General features: G+C 54.1%; 14 protein-coding genes. 4 read left to right on the plus strand and 10 right to left on the minus strand.

From position 1 onward, the window contains the following. Nucleotides 1–115: 115 nt before the first annotated feature. The gene (locus ACTS3T_RS20640) at nucleotides 116–1438 is read right to left on the minus strand and encodes a glycosyltransferase family protein (RefSeq protein ID WP_462935532.1); all 1323 of its coding nucleotides are present in this window, start codon (nucleotides 1436–1438) and stop codon (nucleotides 116–118) included. Nucleotides 1439–1956: 518 nt separating this feature from the next. Here ACTS3T_RS20640 and cas6 point away from each other — a divergent pair. Next, nucleotides 1957–3096 (plus strand): CRISPR-associated endoribonuclease Cas6, encoded by a 1140-nt coding sequence (gene cas6 / locus ACTS3T_RS20645; protein WP_462935533.1) that lies wholly within the window; start codon nucleotides 1957–1959, stop codon nucleotides 3094–3096. A 406-nt stretch (nucleotides 3097–3502) separates the two neighbouring features. Here the strand turns inward: cas6 and ACTS3T_RS20650 are convergent, their stop codons facing one another. From ACTS3T_RS20650 to ACTS3T_RS20660, 3 genes are all read right to left on the minus strand, one after another. Continuing rightward, nucleotides 3503–4270: an anti-sigma factor domain-containing protein gene (locus tag ACTS3T_RS20650; protein ID WP_462935534.1), complete on the minus strand. Its 768-nt coding sequence runs from the start codon at nucleotides 4268–4270 to the stop codon at nucleotides 3503–3505. A gap of 7 nt (nucleotides 4271–4277) precedes the next feature. Further along, a complete protein-coding gene (locus ACTS3T_RS20655) occupies nucleotides 4278–4856 on the minus strand; it encodes a sigma-70 family RNA polymerase sigma factor (RefSeq protein ID WP_462935535.1) in 579 nt (192 codons plus the stop codon). Between the two features lie 70 nt (nucleotides 4857–4926). Further along, on the minus strand, nucleotides 4927–5550 hold the full coding sequence (locus tag ACTS3T_RS20660) for a CHRD domain-containing protein (RefSeq protein WP_462935536.1): 624 nt from the start codon (nucleotides 5548–5550) through the stop codon (nucleotides 4927–4929). 57 nt (nucleotides 5551–5607) lie between these two features. Here ACTS3T_RS20660 and ACTS3T_RS20665 point away from each other — a divergent pair, with 57 nt between their 5' ends. Next, complete coding sequence (locus ACTS3T_RS20665) at nucleotides 5608–5742, plus strand: hypothetical protein (RefSeq protein ID WP_462935537.1); 135 nt, start codon at nucleotides 5608–5610, stop codon at nucleotides 5740–5742. Between the two features lie 88 nt (nucleotides 5743–5830). On the opposite strand, the gene ACTS3T_RS20670 is transcribed toward ACTS3T_RS20665, so the two are convergent. The 5 genes from ACTS3T_RS20670 to ACTS3T_RS20690 all read right to left on the minus strand — a co-directional run bounded on the left by ACTS3T_RS20670 (nucleotide 5831) and on the right by ACTS3T_RS20690 (nucleotide 12880). After that, nucleotides 5831–7036, minus strand: coding sequence for a BMP family ABC transporter substrate-binding protein (locus ACTS3T_RS20670; RefSeq protein WP_462935538.1), 1206 nt, complete (start codon nucleotides 7034–7036; stop codon nucleotides 5831–5833). Between the two features lie 52 nt (nucleotides 7037–7088). Beyond that, entirely contained in the window at nucleotides 7089–8033 is a 945-nt protein-coding gene (locus ACTS3T_RS20675; RefSeq protein WP_462935539.1) for an MBL fold metallo-hydrolase, read from the minus strand. 237 nt (nucleotides 8034–8270) lie between these two features. Then, on the minus strand, nucleotides 8271–9452 hold the full coding sequence (locus ACTS3T_RS20680) for a VWA domain-containing protein (protein ID WP_462935540.1): 1182 nt from the start codon (nucleotides 9450–9452) through the stop codon (nucleotides 8271–8273). Beyond that, nucleotides 9449–11734 (minus strand): DUF5682 family protein, encoded by a 2286-nt coding sequence (locus ACTS3T_RS20685; RefSeq protein WP_462935541.1) that lies wholly within the window; start codon nucleotides 11732–11734, stop codon nucleotides 9449–9451. The genes ACTS3T_RS20680 and ACTS3T_RS20685 overlap by 4 nt, the downstream gene beginning before the upstream one ends. 15 nt (nucleotides 11735–11749) lie before the next feature. Continuing rightward, complete coding sequence (locus ACTS3T_RS20690) at nucleotides 11750–12880, minus strand: ATP-binding protein (RefSeq protein WP_462935542.1); 1131 nt, start codon at nucleotides 12878–12880, stop codon at nucleotides 11750–11752. Between the two features lie 591 nt (nucleotides 12881–13471). On the opposite strand from ACTS3T_RS20690, the gene ACTS3T_RS20695 reads away from it, so the two are divergent. Beyond that, entirely contained in the window at nucleotides 13472–14275 is an 804-nt protein-coding gene (locus ACTS3T_RS20695; RefSeq protein ID WP_462935543.1) for an SDR family NAD(P)-dependent oxidoreductase, read from the plus strand. 184 nt (nucleotides 14276–14459) lie between these two features. Next, on the plus strand, nucleotides 14460–15263 hold the full coding sequence (locus tag ACTS3T_RS20700) for an MIP/aquaporin family protein (protein ID WP_462935544.1): 804 nt from the start codon (nucleotides 14460–14462) through the stop codon (nucleotides 15261–15263). Nucleotides 15264–15440: 177 nt separating this feature from the next. Here the strand turns inward: ACTS3T_RS20700 and ACTS3T_RS20705 are convergent. Beyond that, nucleotides 15441–15760, minus strand: a 320-nt coding sequence (locus ACTS3T_RS20705) for a hypothetical protein (RefSeq protein WP_462935545.1), incomplete at its 5' end; no start/stop codon positions are given.

Below are 15760 nucleotides of genomic sequence, written 5' to 3' on the forward strand. Positions count from 1 at the left end.
TGACCGTGAATGGTTGATAGCGGTAGCCAACAGGATTGAACCCCTTAAATGGCTGAAAGTCGCTGACAGTAAGCCTGCTGCCTTTTGCCGTTAACCACCCTTGCCAGCGCCAGCGCTAAGAAGCCTGGGGGGTGGTCACAGCCGTAGCGACCAAAAGCTGCTGTAGCTCCCATAAGAGATTGTCTAAACCGTTTAGGTTAACCATAGGCCGGGGTCGTTGAGCCGCTAGCGGCTGTTGCAACCACTGGCTTAGCGCTTCAGCCCTCACTGCGTCAGGATGCAGCACGTCAACCAGCCCTTTTTGCTGCAAGCGTTCAGCTCGAATCCACTGTTCCTGGCGCGGGGTGACGCGAGGAACTAACAGCGCTGGCTTTTGAAAAGAAAGAATTTCGCAGGTGGTGTTGTAGCCTGCCATTGCCACCACCCGGCTGGCACGTTCTAGCAGCAGCGTCGGTTCTTCTAAATAATCAACCACCCGTAGTTGAGGTCGGGTCGCAGCCCAATCGTAAAGTTGCTGCTGCACCGGAGGAGGCATAAACGGCCCGGTCAACAACACCCCCGTCATACCTGCAGGAAAGGTCGCCTGGGCAAAGGCACTGGCCAGCGCCGCCCCATCTTGCCCGCCCCCCACCAGGCAAAGGGCTAACCTTTCAGACGGTAGCGCTAGTGCGTCTAGACTCGATCGCCCCGCAGAACTGGTATGGCACAACCGCGATCGCTGGTCAAGATAGCCCAAGGGCACCATTTTGGCAGCAATATCGGCAGGCAAATTGTATTCTTGGCGGGGGTCGTAAATAGCGGGGTCGCCGTAAACCCAAATAGCATCGTAGTAGCGGCGGATAGCGGCTTCGTTATCGGCCTGTTGCCAGTCGCGCCGGACAGCAGCAGGGGTATCTAGCACGTCGCGCAGTCCTAAAACACAGCGAATCTGAGGCTGCGACTGAATAAAGGCTAAAGTAGGGTCGAGTTCACGCACAGCGCCGCGAGGGACGTTGTCTACAATCAGCACGTCGGGCTGAAAGCTTTTGATCGCGGTGTAAATTAGCTGCGATCGCAAACTAATCATTTCCTCTAGCGCCAAAGCCATCCGCCGAGACTGGTATTGACCATCCGCCCTTTTATACAAAGCAGGCAACGTTAGGTTGTCGATGCCGTCGGGGGTGGGCAAATCGCTGGCATCGCGCATACCACTGATCAACAAAATATCGGCTTCTAAAGCGGAAACACCCAACGTTTGGGCAATCAATAGGTTACGGCGTTTATGCCCTAATCCCATCGTGTCGTGAGAATACAGCGCCACGCGCCAGCGACGTTGGTTAGTGGGGCTGCCGAGTGAGGTACGGGGTTGACCAGGGCTGCTGCTAGCAGCGGCTTGGTCAGGTCGGGGCAACCGCCTTCGGGTTAGCAAAGCGGGTTTTGTGGGTTTGAGTGAGAACAAGGGGACTCCTGCCTTTTTATCCGCAAAAAAGCTGGTCGCCGACAGCTCAAGTCGCTTGAAATATCGTTGCCAGCTCATGGCTTAACCTCGGCTTAATCTGAGAAAACGACGATAGCCTCTTAAGCTGCTAAAAATCGCCTCTCAGCTAACTTGGTTAAGCTTTGATTAACAGTTGCTAGTGTGACGCCCCTGTTTAAAGCTTGGGTGAACTTATCGTGAGAAAGTTTTCATGTTTAGGTTCCCGCTCTACTGGGAATCAGCTCCTGAGATCGTTTTCATCCGCTTGCGGGCTAAGGAAGATAAAACAAGCCTTTCAAAAGGCGGTTTTTGCAGCGTCTATATCCTGGCTGAAGGGCGGTGTCTAGCTAGAGAAGAATTATATTTTTGTCAGGCGGATGCTGAAGAAATATGTCATTCTTGATATCCCCACTGGGGGACTAAGACTATACTGAGGAAACTGTTGGCTTCTACGGTTATCAGCCAATAGGCAACTCTGCTAGCTTATCCTGCTTGCGCCTATGCCTCGCGCCAAATCAACCGCCCTCGATCTCACCGCTAAAACGCTCTGGCCTCAAAAAACCGAACTGGTCGGGCTGGTGTTTAACCTACAGGCGATCGCCGATAGTGCCCTTTACCCGCAATACACCATTGGCTTACACGCCTGGTTTTTGCAGCAGATTCAGCAATTCGACGCCGAACTGTCTGCTTACCTGCACGACGGGGAATCAGAAAAGCCGTTTAACCTTTCAGGACTGAGCGGTCAGTTTGTCTCCCACAGCCGCGAACTACAGTTGCAAAAGGGTAAAACCTATCAGTGGCACCTCAATGCGCTCTCTGCTCGTACCGTAGCTGGCCTAGAACGCTGGCTGCGGCAAATCCCAGATGAGGTGGCGCTTAAGAACGCGCCGCTACAAATTAAAAATATTCAAATTGCCCATCCCCCTACGACCTACGCCCAGCTTGATCAGCAAGGGCAAGCCCAATCTGGCAGCGTTAGCCTCAGCTTTCTCAGTCCTACCAGCTTTCGGCGCAAAGGGCACCACCTGCCGCTGCCTTGGCCTGCCAATGTCTTCCACAGCTATCTGCGCCGCTGGAACCACTTTTCCGGCCAGAGTGTCGATCAAGACGCCTTTCTCGACTGGATTGATAACTACGTCATTGTCCAGCGGCACCACCTAGAATCTCAAAAGGTTGCTGCGGGCAAGCGCGGCTCGGTCACTGGATTTGTGGGGGCGATCGCTTATAGTTTGGCTCGTCCAGCGGCAGATCAGCCCGATTTTGAAGCGCTATTTTATACGCTGACGCAGCTAGCGCCCTACTGTGGCACCGGGCACAAAACCACGTTTGGGCTAGGGCAAACCCGGCTGGGCTGGCAGTCTACCCTGACTCTGCCAGAAACTTCTTCCATCGAAGCGCTGCTAGCAGAGCGCATTGCTGAACTAACCGAAACTTTTGCGGCTCAGCGGAAGCGACAAGGGGGCGATCGCGCTCAAAACATTGCAGAAACCTGGGCGACGGTGCTGGCACGACGAGAACTGGGCGATTCGCTTCAGGAAATTGCGGCGGATCTAGAAATGCCCTATGAAACGGTGAAAACCTACAGTAAGCTGGCGCGGCGATCGCTGCGAGAAATCAATACCTCAGCGGCTAAAGCTTGAGCAAGCGGGCGATCGCCATTTGACACCAGGCCCAAAACGATGATTTCAGCCTGGTTAAGCCAACGACAGCGACACGCCGCCTTGCCTAACAGACCATGGGCTTCGTTGATCAATATTGCGAGGCAGGTCGCTCTCTCTGTGCTGATGGGCGCAGTTATATCAGTTCTCGATTTTGGATTTTCGATTTTGAATTGAACAGTCTTGGCTCTGCATACGTTTCGTCAGTCTCATCTGTACCTTTCTTTTAAAGAATCGGTATTACAAGTGTTGCAAATTCCAGCAAGTCAAAAGCGAACTCGCTGCACACCTGTCCCTATGCGTCATCGCAGGTCAATAGGAAAAGCACCCTGCGCTATTTGGGCGGCGGCAGCGCTAGCGAAGGGAGTAAACAGCCGCGATTAATTCGCTAAAGCCGTTCGATGAGAATGGGGGCAGACTGATGGCGCTGTGGGGCGGCGGCGGCTTCGACGGTGATAGCTACCGCTTGAATCAGCGTGCGATCGCGAAAAGCTGGCGGTACCACAATCGGTTGAGACAGATCGCCCGCTTCGTTGACCGTAAACACTTGAGTCAAAATGGCATTTTTAGCATCTGTTGTATAGGCTGCATCGGCCACCAGCACCGTCCAGAGAACGTACACCTGATCGGCGGGCAAAGGCGGCAAATTTTCGACGGTTAAAGTAGCTTGCAGGCTATCTAGGGCAACAAGAACAGTAGCGCTGCTGGCAGAAAGGGTGGCTTCTGTGGGTTCTAGGTCAAGCTGGAGTGTCGGTGGTGGCGCTGTCGCTAGGCGTAAATTCTGCAAAGAGCGCCAGAGGAGAAAATTACTGAGGGAGAGTGCAGCAATGACGACAGCCGCGATCGCCCCTAACGCTTTTACCGCCGCAGGTTGCACCGTTTGGGGCGGCAAGCTGATTGCCTCAGGACTAAGCTGGGCGACAACTGGTGACTGGGCAGCCTGCAAAATAGCCTGACGTAAATGGGCAGGCGGCTTTACCTCAGGTGGCGCAAACCCAGCTTCTAAAGCGAGTTGCAGACGCTGAACTTCTTGCCGCAATGCTGGATTATCAGCCATCTGTTGGGCAAAGGCGGCGGCTTCTTCAGCATCGAGGTGACCCAAAACGTATCCGGCTATCAAGATTTGCTGTTCTTCAGAAGGCATCGACCCGGTCATAACTGTCTCAATCCCAATAGTCTTGCAACGCTGCTCGCAGTTTTAGCAGACCCCGTCTGGCACGAGCCTTGACGGTACCCAACGGCGTATTGAGCTTAGCCGCAATGGCAGCTTGAGTCAGCCCCTCATAATAAGCCAGCCGCAAAATCTCCTGCTGGGACTCGGAAAGCTCAGCTAGGGCTGCCTTTACCTCCGCTGACTGCTCGGCTGTAAACAAATGATCGACAGGTAATTCAGGGTGGCTAGCGGGATGGTGGCGCTTCAACCGCGCTAGAGAATGAGCCTGGTTGCGCCGCGATCGCAAGCGATCATAAGCACGCGATCGCGTCAGAATAGCCAGATACGTTCGCAACGATCCCCGCGTCGGATCATAGCTACCGCCTGCAGCCAGCTTCAAGAAAATATCCTGGGTTAGATCTTCCGCCTCTTGCTGCCCCAGCAAAGTCAAGGCAATGCCATAGACCAACCCGCCATGGCGATCGTATAGCTGCCCTAAAGCAGCCGTATCACCCTGATGCAAAGCTAGCCAAAGCTCTGCATCAGACAACGGTTGGTCAGAACTGACACTCGCTGGCGTTGAATCCATAGATGTAGCGTACACCAACACTGGATATCATTCGCTGGAATCGAAGCTGACTGACAGGCGATCGCCCAATTTAGTAGGGCATTAAGATAGCCCGCAGTTCGCCGCCCCGGTTTTGAGTGGTGTGAATATCTACATACAAACGTCCAGCCGCCAAGGCTTGTACCTGCTCAGGCGTTAGCGTATATTCCCCACTAGCGCTGCCGCCCCGCCCGGTTTCATCTAGCATCACATCCAGCGCATATTGAAACGGGCCATTTTCAGTCGGATTGCCTTGGTGAATATGAAACGCCGAGGTGATGTTGGGATTGGGGGGATTGACGGGATCGGTAGCATAATCACGCATCGGGCTAGACAGATTTTTGAAGCTGCCGCGAACCACCAAGCGATTATCGGCTGATAGCACAGCCCCTACCGCCCCCCGCGCCATTGTTTCGGGCGCATCAGGGACGACGTTGGCCTCGCTCATTACGGCTACGTAAGACTGCAGCAGCGGGCTGGCGCTTTGCGCTAAGAGTGTCGTCCGCGCTGCGGCTAAATCAGTCGTCAGGGTTTGACCCAGAAACAAATCAGCCTCTACCTGTTGAGCCAGCGGCGGCGAAGCCAACGATAAAGCCGCTGTGGCTTTTCCCCAAAGGGGACTCAACCAACCAGTTAACAGCAAGCAGCTCAGCGTACCGAGCAGCAAAAGTCGCATTGTCTTTGTCAGGGGGTGCATAGAACTTCCTTCTTGAATTCAGTCATTACAATCTGATTGAGTAGCGCTGTTGTCAGCGCTTATTGGCTATACGATTGGCTGACTGATTTAGATGCATCGCTTTCCACCGCAATTCAATTTTTATCGGTGGCACCCCCCGTCAAAAGCGATCGCTGTAGCCCCCCGCGTTGAAACCCTCAACTAGCCGCAAGGCTTGAAGGAAGAGGCCAAAGCTTTCCTTCTGCCCTCAGCCCTCTTCCTTCTGCCCTTAGCCACCGACTCAGGAGTTGGCTTGAATACCTTCAACCAACCAGTCAAGCGTATTCAACCGGGGATCTCCCAGCTTGAAGGCATCTCCTACCGGAATCACTACATTGCCCTGGTTATCTTTTAGCCCTCCGGCAAAAATGACGCGTTCACCCGTCGCCAACAAGCCACTGGCCTCTGCTACTGCCTGTTGCGCTTCTGCCGAAACCGCCGCCCCGTAAGGTGAATTTTTAGAAAACCCTTCTTTTAGCCCCCCTGCCAGAGCTTTGGGAATGCCGCCATTCATCAAGGTTTTACCCGCCTGGGTCATTTCAGCGTAGGTCGAGTAGGCTTTTAGCCAGTTCCATTCCACCCCGGTTAGGTAATAGTCAGGGGCGATCGCGGCTTGATTAACGTGATAGCCACAGCAGTAGACGCCCCGTTCCTGAGCCGTGGTTATCACCACTTTAGGGCTGTCCACCCGCGTAATGATCACGTCTGCGCCCTGGTCAATTAAGCTATTGGTCGCTTCGGCCTCTTTAATCGGCAAAGCCCAATCTCCGGTAATCACCGCCGGAGCGATAATTTCAGGATTGACGCTGCGGGCTCCTAGCACAAAGCTATTCATCTCTTGCAGCACCACCGGAATGGGCTTGGGAATAATCAAGCCGAGTTTGCCGCTTTGGGTTGTCTTCCCGGCGACAATACCCGCTAGATAAGCAGGTTCGACTAACGAGCTAAAATAAGACCCCACATTGGCCGGATGGTTCTCTTCTAGGGGATGGTTAGGGTGAAAAAATTGGACATCGGGAAATTCGGCGGCTAGTTGCAAACTGTGAGGGTCAAAATAGCCCCAGGAGGTCGGGAAGATGATTGTAGCGCCGTCTTGCTCAATCATGTTGCGCATCGTTTCCTGTACCGCTGTGGTTTCAGGGATACTGGCTTCTTCTACAATCTTGATATTGGGGAAATTGGCCGCCATGGCCGCCGCTGCTTCAGCATGAGCCTGGTTGTAGCCAAAGTCATCTTTAGGCCCGACATAGATAAAACCGACTGTAATGGGCGTATCCATCGCCTGGGAGCCATCATCAGCGCTAGACGCCTCAGAGGGACTCGCAGATTCGGAGGCGCTTGGGGAACAGGCTGTCCAAAACTGAGACGTGAGGCCAAAAGCGCCGACCGATAGCAAACCTCTGACCACGGTGCGGCGACGAAGATGAAACGGACGCTGAGGATGCATGTGTTTTTTCCTGGGTTAGGGTGGGTCAGCGGTTAGGGCTAAGCTATGGGGGTCAACAGAGATCGCCAGGTTCAGCTTCAGGATGCATGACTTCGTAGCTAAAGTAGCGATCGGGCACGCCGTTATAGATGATGTAATCGTCAAAAATATACGTCCCTGGTCGGCCATCAATTTCCGCGATCGCCTGCCGCATTGACGTTAGCTGCGCCACCGTCATTTGGAGAGGGCGTTCGTAGGGCTGATAGCTGGTACGAATTAAGTAGTCAAGCTTGGGATAGATAGACATTTCGATATGGCAGCCGAGGATATGGCTGATAGGATGGCTGTCGCAAAAAGCAATCAGCCGCTCAATACTGGCCACAAAAGCGGCCCAATCTCGAATATAGAGCCGACCGGGATAGACCAAATCTCCTGTGAACAAAAGCTGGGTGTAAGGGTCATAAATAGAGACTTCGGCTTCTTCGTGACCGGGGGTGGCCAGTACCTGCAGCGATCGCCCGCCCAAGTCAAACCTCACCTGATCGTGCGGCCAGTCTTGAAACCCGTAAAACTCTTGCGTGGCGGTTAGGGTTTTGTCAACGATGAGCGTATGGGGGCGATCTAAAAATTGCGAATCGGCTTCAAAGTGGTCGCGGTGCAGGTGGGTGTGGGCCACAACTAGGCCGTAGTTTTCACGGGGATGCTGGGCTAACCATTGCTCAATGAGTTCATCTACGGTTTGCCGCAGGGGAAAGAAGTCTGGCGATCGCGTGGCACCCGTATCTAGCAAAATGGCGCGATCGTTGCCAAATAGCAAAAACATGAAGGGGGCTTCGGGATGCACCGCCATGTTCTGCCGCAAGATAATGGTGTGTTCGTTGTAAAGGTGCACTTGAATGTCGGGATCTAGGTTGTGCTTCGGTGAAACCGAACCGTGAATCCAGCACACATCCAGGTTGCCGGGGGCTGCTGTCGGCAGATCAAACGTGATTGGATTGATTGCTGTAGAAGAGGCCATCAGCGCTTATCTCTTGAATTTAAGGCAGGGCACGACTATAGTATCAATTCTCGATTTTGGATTTTCGATTTTGAATTGAACAGTCTTGGCTCTGCATCCGTTTCGTCAGTCTCATCTGTACCTTTCTTTTGAAGAATCGGTATAAGACGTGATTATAGCGATGCCGACCCGATTGAGCAGGTTAAATTCTGATCTAGCCGCTAATTTTAGCCTCGGCTTGATTGGTGAAAAAGGTGCTCAAGCGGTGACAATATCTTGCTGAGCAGCCCATTGACCGATGTCACTGCGGCTAATGGCAGCAGCCATCAAGCTGGGGAACTGGTCAGGCGTACAGGCAAAAGCAGGGATACCCAGGCTAGCGAAAGCGGCAGCATTGGCATGGTCAAAGCTGGGTGCCCCTTCGTCATTAAGAGCCAGCAATGCCACCATCTGTACACCTAGGGCAACCAGAGCCGCCACGCGTTTGAGCATCGCGGCTTGATTACCGCCTTCATAGAGATCGCTAATCAGCACTAAAATCGTTTCCTGCGGTTGACGCACCAAACCCTGGCAGTAGGAAAGTGCCTGGTTAATATCGGTGCCGCCGCCGAGTTGGGTGCCAAAGAGCACAGCCACCGGGTCTGTCAACAAATCGCTCAAGTCAACGACAGCCGTGTCAAACACGACCATTTGTGTGCTAACAGCCGGGATGGAGGCCAGCACCGCCGCAAAAATGCTGGCGTAAACCACAGAGGTCGCCATCGAGCCACTTTGATCAATACATAAAATAATTTCTTTGAGGGCAGATCGTTTGCGGCCATAGCCAATTAGCCGCTGAGGAATGATGGTTTGATAGTCAGGCTGGTAGTGGCGTAGGTTAGCACGAAGGGTACGGTTCCAGTCAATTTCAGCGTGGCGAGGGCGATTGTGCCGCTGGCTACGGTTGAGGCTACCGATAACAGCCTGTTGCAGGGGCGTTTGCAACTGGCGCATAAGTTCGTCTACCACCTGGCGAACAACCAATCGAGCTGTTTCTTGGGTGCGTTCAGGAATGACTCTGCTCAGCGCCATTAAATTGGCGACTAGATGCACGTCTGCTTCAACGGCTGCCAACAACTCTGGCTCTAACAGCATTTGCTGTAGATTCAGCCGTTCTAAGGCGTCTTGCTGCATAATTCGCACCACCGAGTTGGGAAAATAGGTGCGAATATCGCCGAGCCAGCGGGCGACAGTCGGCGCTGATTTGCCTAAGCCACCCTGCCGCTCTGGGCTATTGTCGTAGAGGGCAGCCAGCGCTTGATCCATGGCTAGTTCATTAGCCCCTAGCAAGACATCGCCCTTACCGTCAGCCTCGCCGCCGATGCCGTCTGCCTCACCGCCACCTAGAATCAGACGCCAGCGGCGCAGTCGTTCGCAGTTCTGGTTGTTCAGTGAGGTCATGGCGCTACCTGGGAAGTTGCAAGGCCGAGAAGTTGAGCAATCAGGGGGAGCACGCTATCAGCGCGATCGCTATCAAACTCGCTAGCCATTGGGGCTTGCTCTAGCCGCCCCAGCCGTACCCGCTCTCCCATCTGTCGCCGCTCAGCCGCCGAGAAATAAGCAAACGTGCGTCGCAGTAGGGGCAGCAAGGCTGTGAACGTCTCGGGTGTGAGCTGAGTGACCCAGTCATCTAGCACTGGCCAGATAGCGTCATCGTGAATGAGCAGCAAAGCGCTACCTTGCAAAAAGCCTTCTATCCAGGCAGCGGCCTGGGCGGGTTCGGTCGCCAACGAAAGGGCTAACCCCAGACGGGTAGCGGCCTCTGCTGGCGACAAACTGCCGTTATCCAGCAGTAGCCGACAGCATCGACCCGCCACTAAACCGGGCAATGTGGGGCGATCGGCCAGTTGCAGCAGGACGGCTAACCAGCTTTTGAGCTGACTTTCTTGCTGAAGCAGTTGGATAGCGCTGTCAGTTTGATTAATCGCCTTGAGCATGGCGGCGGCGGCGTCTTGATCGAGGGAGGCACAAGCCCCCGGTAGGCCAATGCAAATGCGAGTAATCAGGCCGTCTACGACCTGAGCGACGACTGATTGATCGCTTTGGCGGACATCGCGGTAGCGCAGCACGTTAACCAGCGGCGGCAACGCAGCCATCAGATGGGTGACGTCCCGCGCCACCGCTGCGACTGACTGTAGCCGAGTGAGCAGGTAAGCCACCCCGGTAGGCAGCGAGGCCAAAAGCACTTGGTCGAGCAAAGCAGTCAAAGCCGCCAGGTTGGTCGCTGTTTTTGCTTGGTTTTGGGCACAGGCTGCTGCTGCGTCTGCCACCGTGTTGCCCCAGTGGCCTGCCTCAATTAGGTTCAAACTTAGCTCTGGATACCACCGCAATTCCCACGCTTCTTTGAAGGTACCTTTGCCGCTGATCGGCTTGAGGGTGCCCCAGTTAATCTTAAGCAGTTGCAGGCGGTAAAGCAGGTGCGATCGCGCTAAGTCTGTCGGTTTGCGCAGATCCAGCGTGATCAATTTCTCATTCGCTTGAGGCTGTAGCCGCAGCTTTTTTTGCAGCCGCTGGAGATCCTGCTGAAGCGGTATGAGCGGCGTTTCGACGGGCACCTGCCCCAAGCGATCGCTAACAATCAGTTGCCGCTGAATTAGCTGCATGGGCGTGGCATCACCCCCACAAAAGATCGTTTGGGCAGCCTCGTTGAGTTCCGTTAAACCGGGCATAGCCGATTCTCGCAGGGCAGCCAGCGTCTCTGCCAGCCGCACCGCCTCAATGACGCTAGCCGACGATGCCTCTAAGTCTTCTTGGCGCAACAGTCGCGCTACCTGAGTCATCCATCGAATCACGGTTTGGTTGGGGGGGTGGGGCACCGCCGCCGACTGCCACAAATGCTCATACCATCCTGGCGAGGGAATGCCTGCGCCGTAGCCACTGCTGCTCGATAGCCGCCCGTAGGTCCAGGGAATCCAGGTTGATTTTACGCTGAGCTTGGGCAGTCCTTTCAGCAGGGCAGTATCAGCCTTTGAGGCAGGCAGCGGTTCACTCAGGGCGGGCGCGTGCCAAGCTCCACAGACGACAGCAATTGTCGCAAACCCCTGCTTTTGTGCCTGCCTGATGCTCTGACGCATCGCGGCTTCTCGCAGAGCTTCTTGCCAATCCTGAAAGTTTTCTAAGTTGGGGGGGTGGGCTTGTTCGACGGCTTGCCGCAGAGCGCTCATCGCTGCCAAAATAGCGTCGAAGAGGGCGGTGCTGTCTTGGCGTTGCTCAACGAGGTGTTCCCACCAGCGCTCACTGTCGCTATACCCTGCTGCCTCAGCCAACCAGGCTAGCGGGTCGGTGGGGCGATCGCGTTGTGGCTGATGGCTTTCGGGGGCGGTTTCGGCAACGTCTTTGTTTTCGGGGTTGGGTTCTGCGGCGCTCAAGGCCAGCCTGCAGGCTTGCGGCAAATCCATAAACCGTACGGGGATGCCCTGTTCTAAGCCGTAGCGCATCGCCTGCCACTCAGGAGAAAAGCAGGCAAAGGGGTAAAAAGCAGCTTGATTGAGCTGTTCGGGAGCATAGACGAGCAACGCCACTGGGGGGATAATCTCTGGGTGAGCCACCAGCGCAATAGCGTCGTTGGCGTCTGGCGGGCCTTCAACCAGTACAATATCAGGCTGTAGCGAGTGCAGCGATCGCAGCAAACTTCTCGCTGATCCAGGCCCATGATGCCGAATGCCAAAAACGGTCACGCTCATCGTCTAGGCTCTCGCTTAGGCTAACTGCCGACAGGCGCGGTAAATGTCGCGCCAGCCATCCCGCTCTTTTACCACCGTCTCTAAATACTCTTTCCACACCACAGCATCTTGCACCGGGTCTTTGACCACTGCCCCGTATACCCCTGCTGCGAGGTCTTCAGCGCTGAGGCTACCGTCACCAAAGTGAGCCGCCAAGGCCATGCCACTACTGACGACAGAAATGGCCTCAGCCGTACTCAGCGTCCCGCTAGGAGATTTAAGCTTAGTTTTACCGTCTTCAGTAACGCCGCTGCGCAGTTCTCGAAAAATGGTGACAATACGGCGAATTTCAGTCAGCGCAGGCGCTTCAGCAGGTAGCTCTAAGGCACGGCCTAAGCTTTCAACCCGCTTTTGCACAATATGCACTTCTTCTTCAATTTGACTGGGAACGGGCAAAATCACCGTATTAAAACGGCGCTTCAAGGCGCTAGAAAGTTCGTTGACGCCTTTATCGCGGTTGTTGGCCGTCGCAATCAGGTTAAAGCCTTTAACCGCCTGCACTTCTGTGCCCAATTCAGAAATTGGCAGCGTCTTTTCAGACAGCACAGTAATAAGGGTGTCTTGCACATCAGCGGGGATGCGGGTCAATTCTTCAACCCGAGCAATTTTGCCTGCGGCCATCGCGTTCATTAATGGACTTTGCACAACCGCCTGCAGAGAGGGGCCTTTGGCTAAAAGCTGCGCGTAGTTCCAGCCATAGCGAATGGCTTCTTCACTGGTGCCAGCGGTGCCTTGAATCAGCAGGGTAGAATTACCGGAAATGGCAGCGGCTAGATGTTCTGATACCCAGGATTTGCCCGTACCGGGAATGCCGTAGAGCAATAGAGCGCGATCGGTGGCTAAGGTGGCGATCGCAACTTCCATCAGCCGTCGCTGCCCCACATATTTGGGTGAAATTTCAGTCTCGCCCACCGTACCGCCCATCAGGTAAGTGGCCACAGCCCAAGGCGACAACTGCCAGTTCGGTGGTCTTTGGCGATCGTCAGCGGCGGCTAGGGCGGCGAGTTCGTTAGCAAACTGGTCTTCAGCGTGCTGACGCAAAATAGCTTTAATCGGATCGGGCGCGGTTGCTTTCGAGCGGGTGGATTTGGGTTGAGTGGCTGACATAAATTTAGCGACAGAACGAGAGCAGATAGGCAAATAAGCGGTTCTGTAGAGAGGCAGCAACAGGCGCTTGCACCGCTAGCAGGGTTCAAAATGCTTCATTTTTACGGGTTGACTAACAAAAAACAAGATTCAATTAGCTGAGCGGCTGATTAGCAAACGTTTTGAAGCATTAACAAAGCTTAAAGAGAGCCAGCCGCCTCAGAATTCAGATACCCCTCAAAACCCTGAACAAAACCCTGAATGCCCTGAAAAACGCCCGCCTCTACAATGCCTTGAAAACCTGGCTGGGTCAATCTGCTGCCGCAGCGCCTTGAGTTTTGTCGGCAATGCTTTAGCCTGTGGGCTGCTGTTTCTGCCGCTCGCAACCGGGCAAACACAGTATCTATTTCATCGCCTCACCCGCAACAGAAGCAACCGGATCAACCCCTGTCAAACAAGACTGCTTCGATAAAAAGCGGCATTGGCTTCACAAAAGCTATCAACTTAGCTCTTTTGAATGCTATTAAACGATTTTTCCATACAGACAACGAGAGGCTGTCTGCCTAATCTGGATGGCATAACGGTCGTTACTGGCAACTAGGGGAGTTGAGCATGAAACTTGAGGGTAAGGTGGCTCTAGTCACAGGCAGTAGTCAGGGCATTGGACAAGCGATCGCCATTCGACTGGCAGAAGCCGGAGCCAAGGTGGTCATCAACTATCGCTCTCACCCAGAGGGCGCTGAAGCCACCGTCCAGCGGGTGAACGCCCTAGGTGGCAAATGCCATATGGCCGAAGGTTTCTGCAATAACGAACGCGGCTATAGCGTGGGTGCAGACCTGGGCATGGTGGATGATGTCCGTCGTCTGGTGGCGGCAAGCATCGACCACTTTGGCCAACTTGACATTCTGGTCAACAACGCCGGAATTGAGAAACATGCTCCCTTTTGGGAAGTCGAGGAGAAGGCTTTTGATGCTGTCATCAATGTCAACCTGAAAGGGGTTTTCTTTGCAACTCAGGCGGTTGTTAAGCATTTGATGGCAACTCAGCGCCCCGGCAAAATTATCAACATCAGCTCTGTCCACGAAGATTTGCCTTTTCCCAACTTTGCTGCCTACTGTGCCAGCAAGGGAGGCTTGAAAATGCTAACCCGCGACCTGGCGGTAGAGCTAGCGCCCTACGGCATTACTGTCAACAACGTGGCTCCAGGGGCGATCGAAACACCCATCAACACCCAACTGCTGAACGACCCTACCAAACTCAGTGCTTTGCTCAAGAACATTCCCCTGGGGCGATTGGGTCAACCCGGTGATGTGGCGGGGCTGGTGGAATTTTTGGCTTCCGACGATGCTGGCTACATTACTGGCACCACCTTCTTCGTTGATGGCGGTTTGACCTGGAACTACCAGGAACAGTAGCTCGATGATTGGATAGGCGAGTCGGAGGTGCTGACAGCAGAGGCTCAGGCAACCGATACTGGCCGTTTTGGGCGCTTTTGGCGGCGCTGCTTTGGCTCACCAGAATGCTGCAATGCAGTTGAGCGCATGGCTCTACTCAGGCGAAATAAGTTCTGTCATTTTCCCGGCCTTCGGCAAAGGAAGCATGATGCTGAAATCTTTGAAGTCGCATTGGCCTGAATATTTCATGGAGGGAGCTGAACTCGGCATCTTTATGCTGGTGGTAGGTAGCTTGGCGACGGTCTTGTTCTCTCCTACATTACCGATATCAACGTGGATTCCGAGTCTGTTCCTTCGGGGCGCATTGATGGGGATAGCGGCGGGAACAACAGCGATCGCTATCGTCTATTCTCCCTGGGGCAAACGATCAGGGGCACACTTTAACCCAGCCGTCACGTTGGCCTTTTTTCGGTTGGGTAAGCTAACCCCGTGGGACGCGCTGTTTTATATCCTGGCTCAGTTCATCGGCGGGGCAATCGGCATATCCCTGGTAGCTGCCATCATTGGGGAACCGTTTACGAATCTTCCGGTAAACTACATTGTCACGGTTCCTGGAATTTGGGGCTGGTTCGGAGCCGTCGTCACCGAAGCACTGCTGGCGTTTGGGCTGATGTCGATGGTGTTGGTGGTGTCCAACCATCCCAAGCTGTACCAACGTACGGGGATTTTTGCGGGCATTCTGGTCGCTTTGTTCGTCACGTTTGCCGCACCCATTTCAGGCATGAGCATCAATCCTGCCCGCACGTTTGCATCGGCGTTTTCCGCTCATATTTGGACGGCCTTTTGGATTTACTACTTTGTACCACCGTTAGCGATGGTAGCGGCGGCTGAGGTCTATCAACGGGTGACAGGACGGCGATCGCGCGATATCTGCGGCAAGCTATGTCCTAACACCGAAACTCCCTGCCTCTGTACCACCTGCCCCTGTATGGAAGCTTTAAAGGCGTAGACAGGTTTCCAGGTCATCTTCAAGGGGGCAAGTGCCAGGAGCTTGTCGATCGAAGATTCTGCTTTGAGGGTTGCCTGTAGTTGAGGAAAGTTTAGCTTGCCATCTACTGCATTGGCGATCGCAAAAGCAGAGGGATCGTCCTTAAAAGTTTGCCGGCGTTCAGCACTGAATTTTGGTTTAGCCTTCAGGCACAAATTTGGAGACTCGTCGCTGTCTGCTAACGAATTTGAGAGCTGGGGCACCGCATTCAGCGTAAAGGAGAAAGGGGTCAACCTGCTTCTGCTCATCGGTAATGGGGAGTTTGGCAGGGACGTAAATTAGCAGTCTTTCAAGGCTTCCAGTGCCTAGTTTTTGAAAGGCTTGGGTTGCTGCTTCTCGGCTTTCAATGCTGCTTTCTTGCATGGTAATTGAGGGTTGCGACCGGATGTTTTTGTCGAACAGCAAACAGCGACTGGATTTTGTTTCAATCCCCTTGCGGGGTAATTGGGGGTTGCGAC

Source organism: Almyronema sp. (genome assembly GCF_052168255.1).
Lineage (GTDB): Bacteria > Cyanobacteriota > Cyanobacteriia > Phormidesmidales > Phormidesmidaceae > Sphaerothrix > Sphaerothrix epifaneia.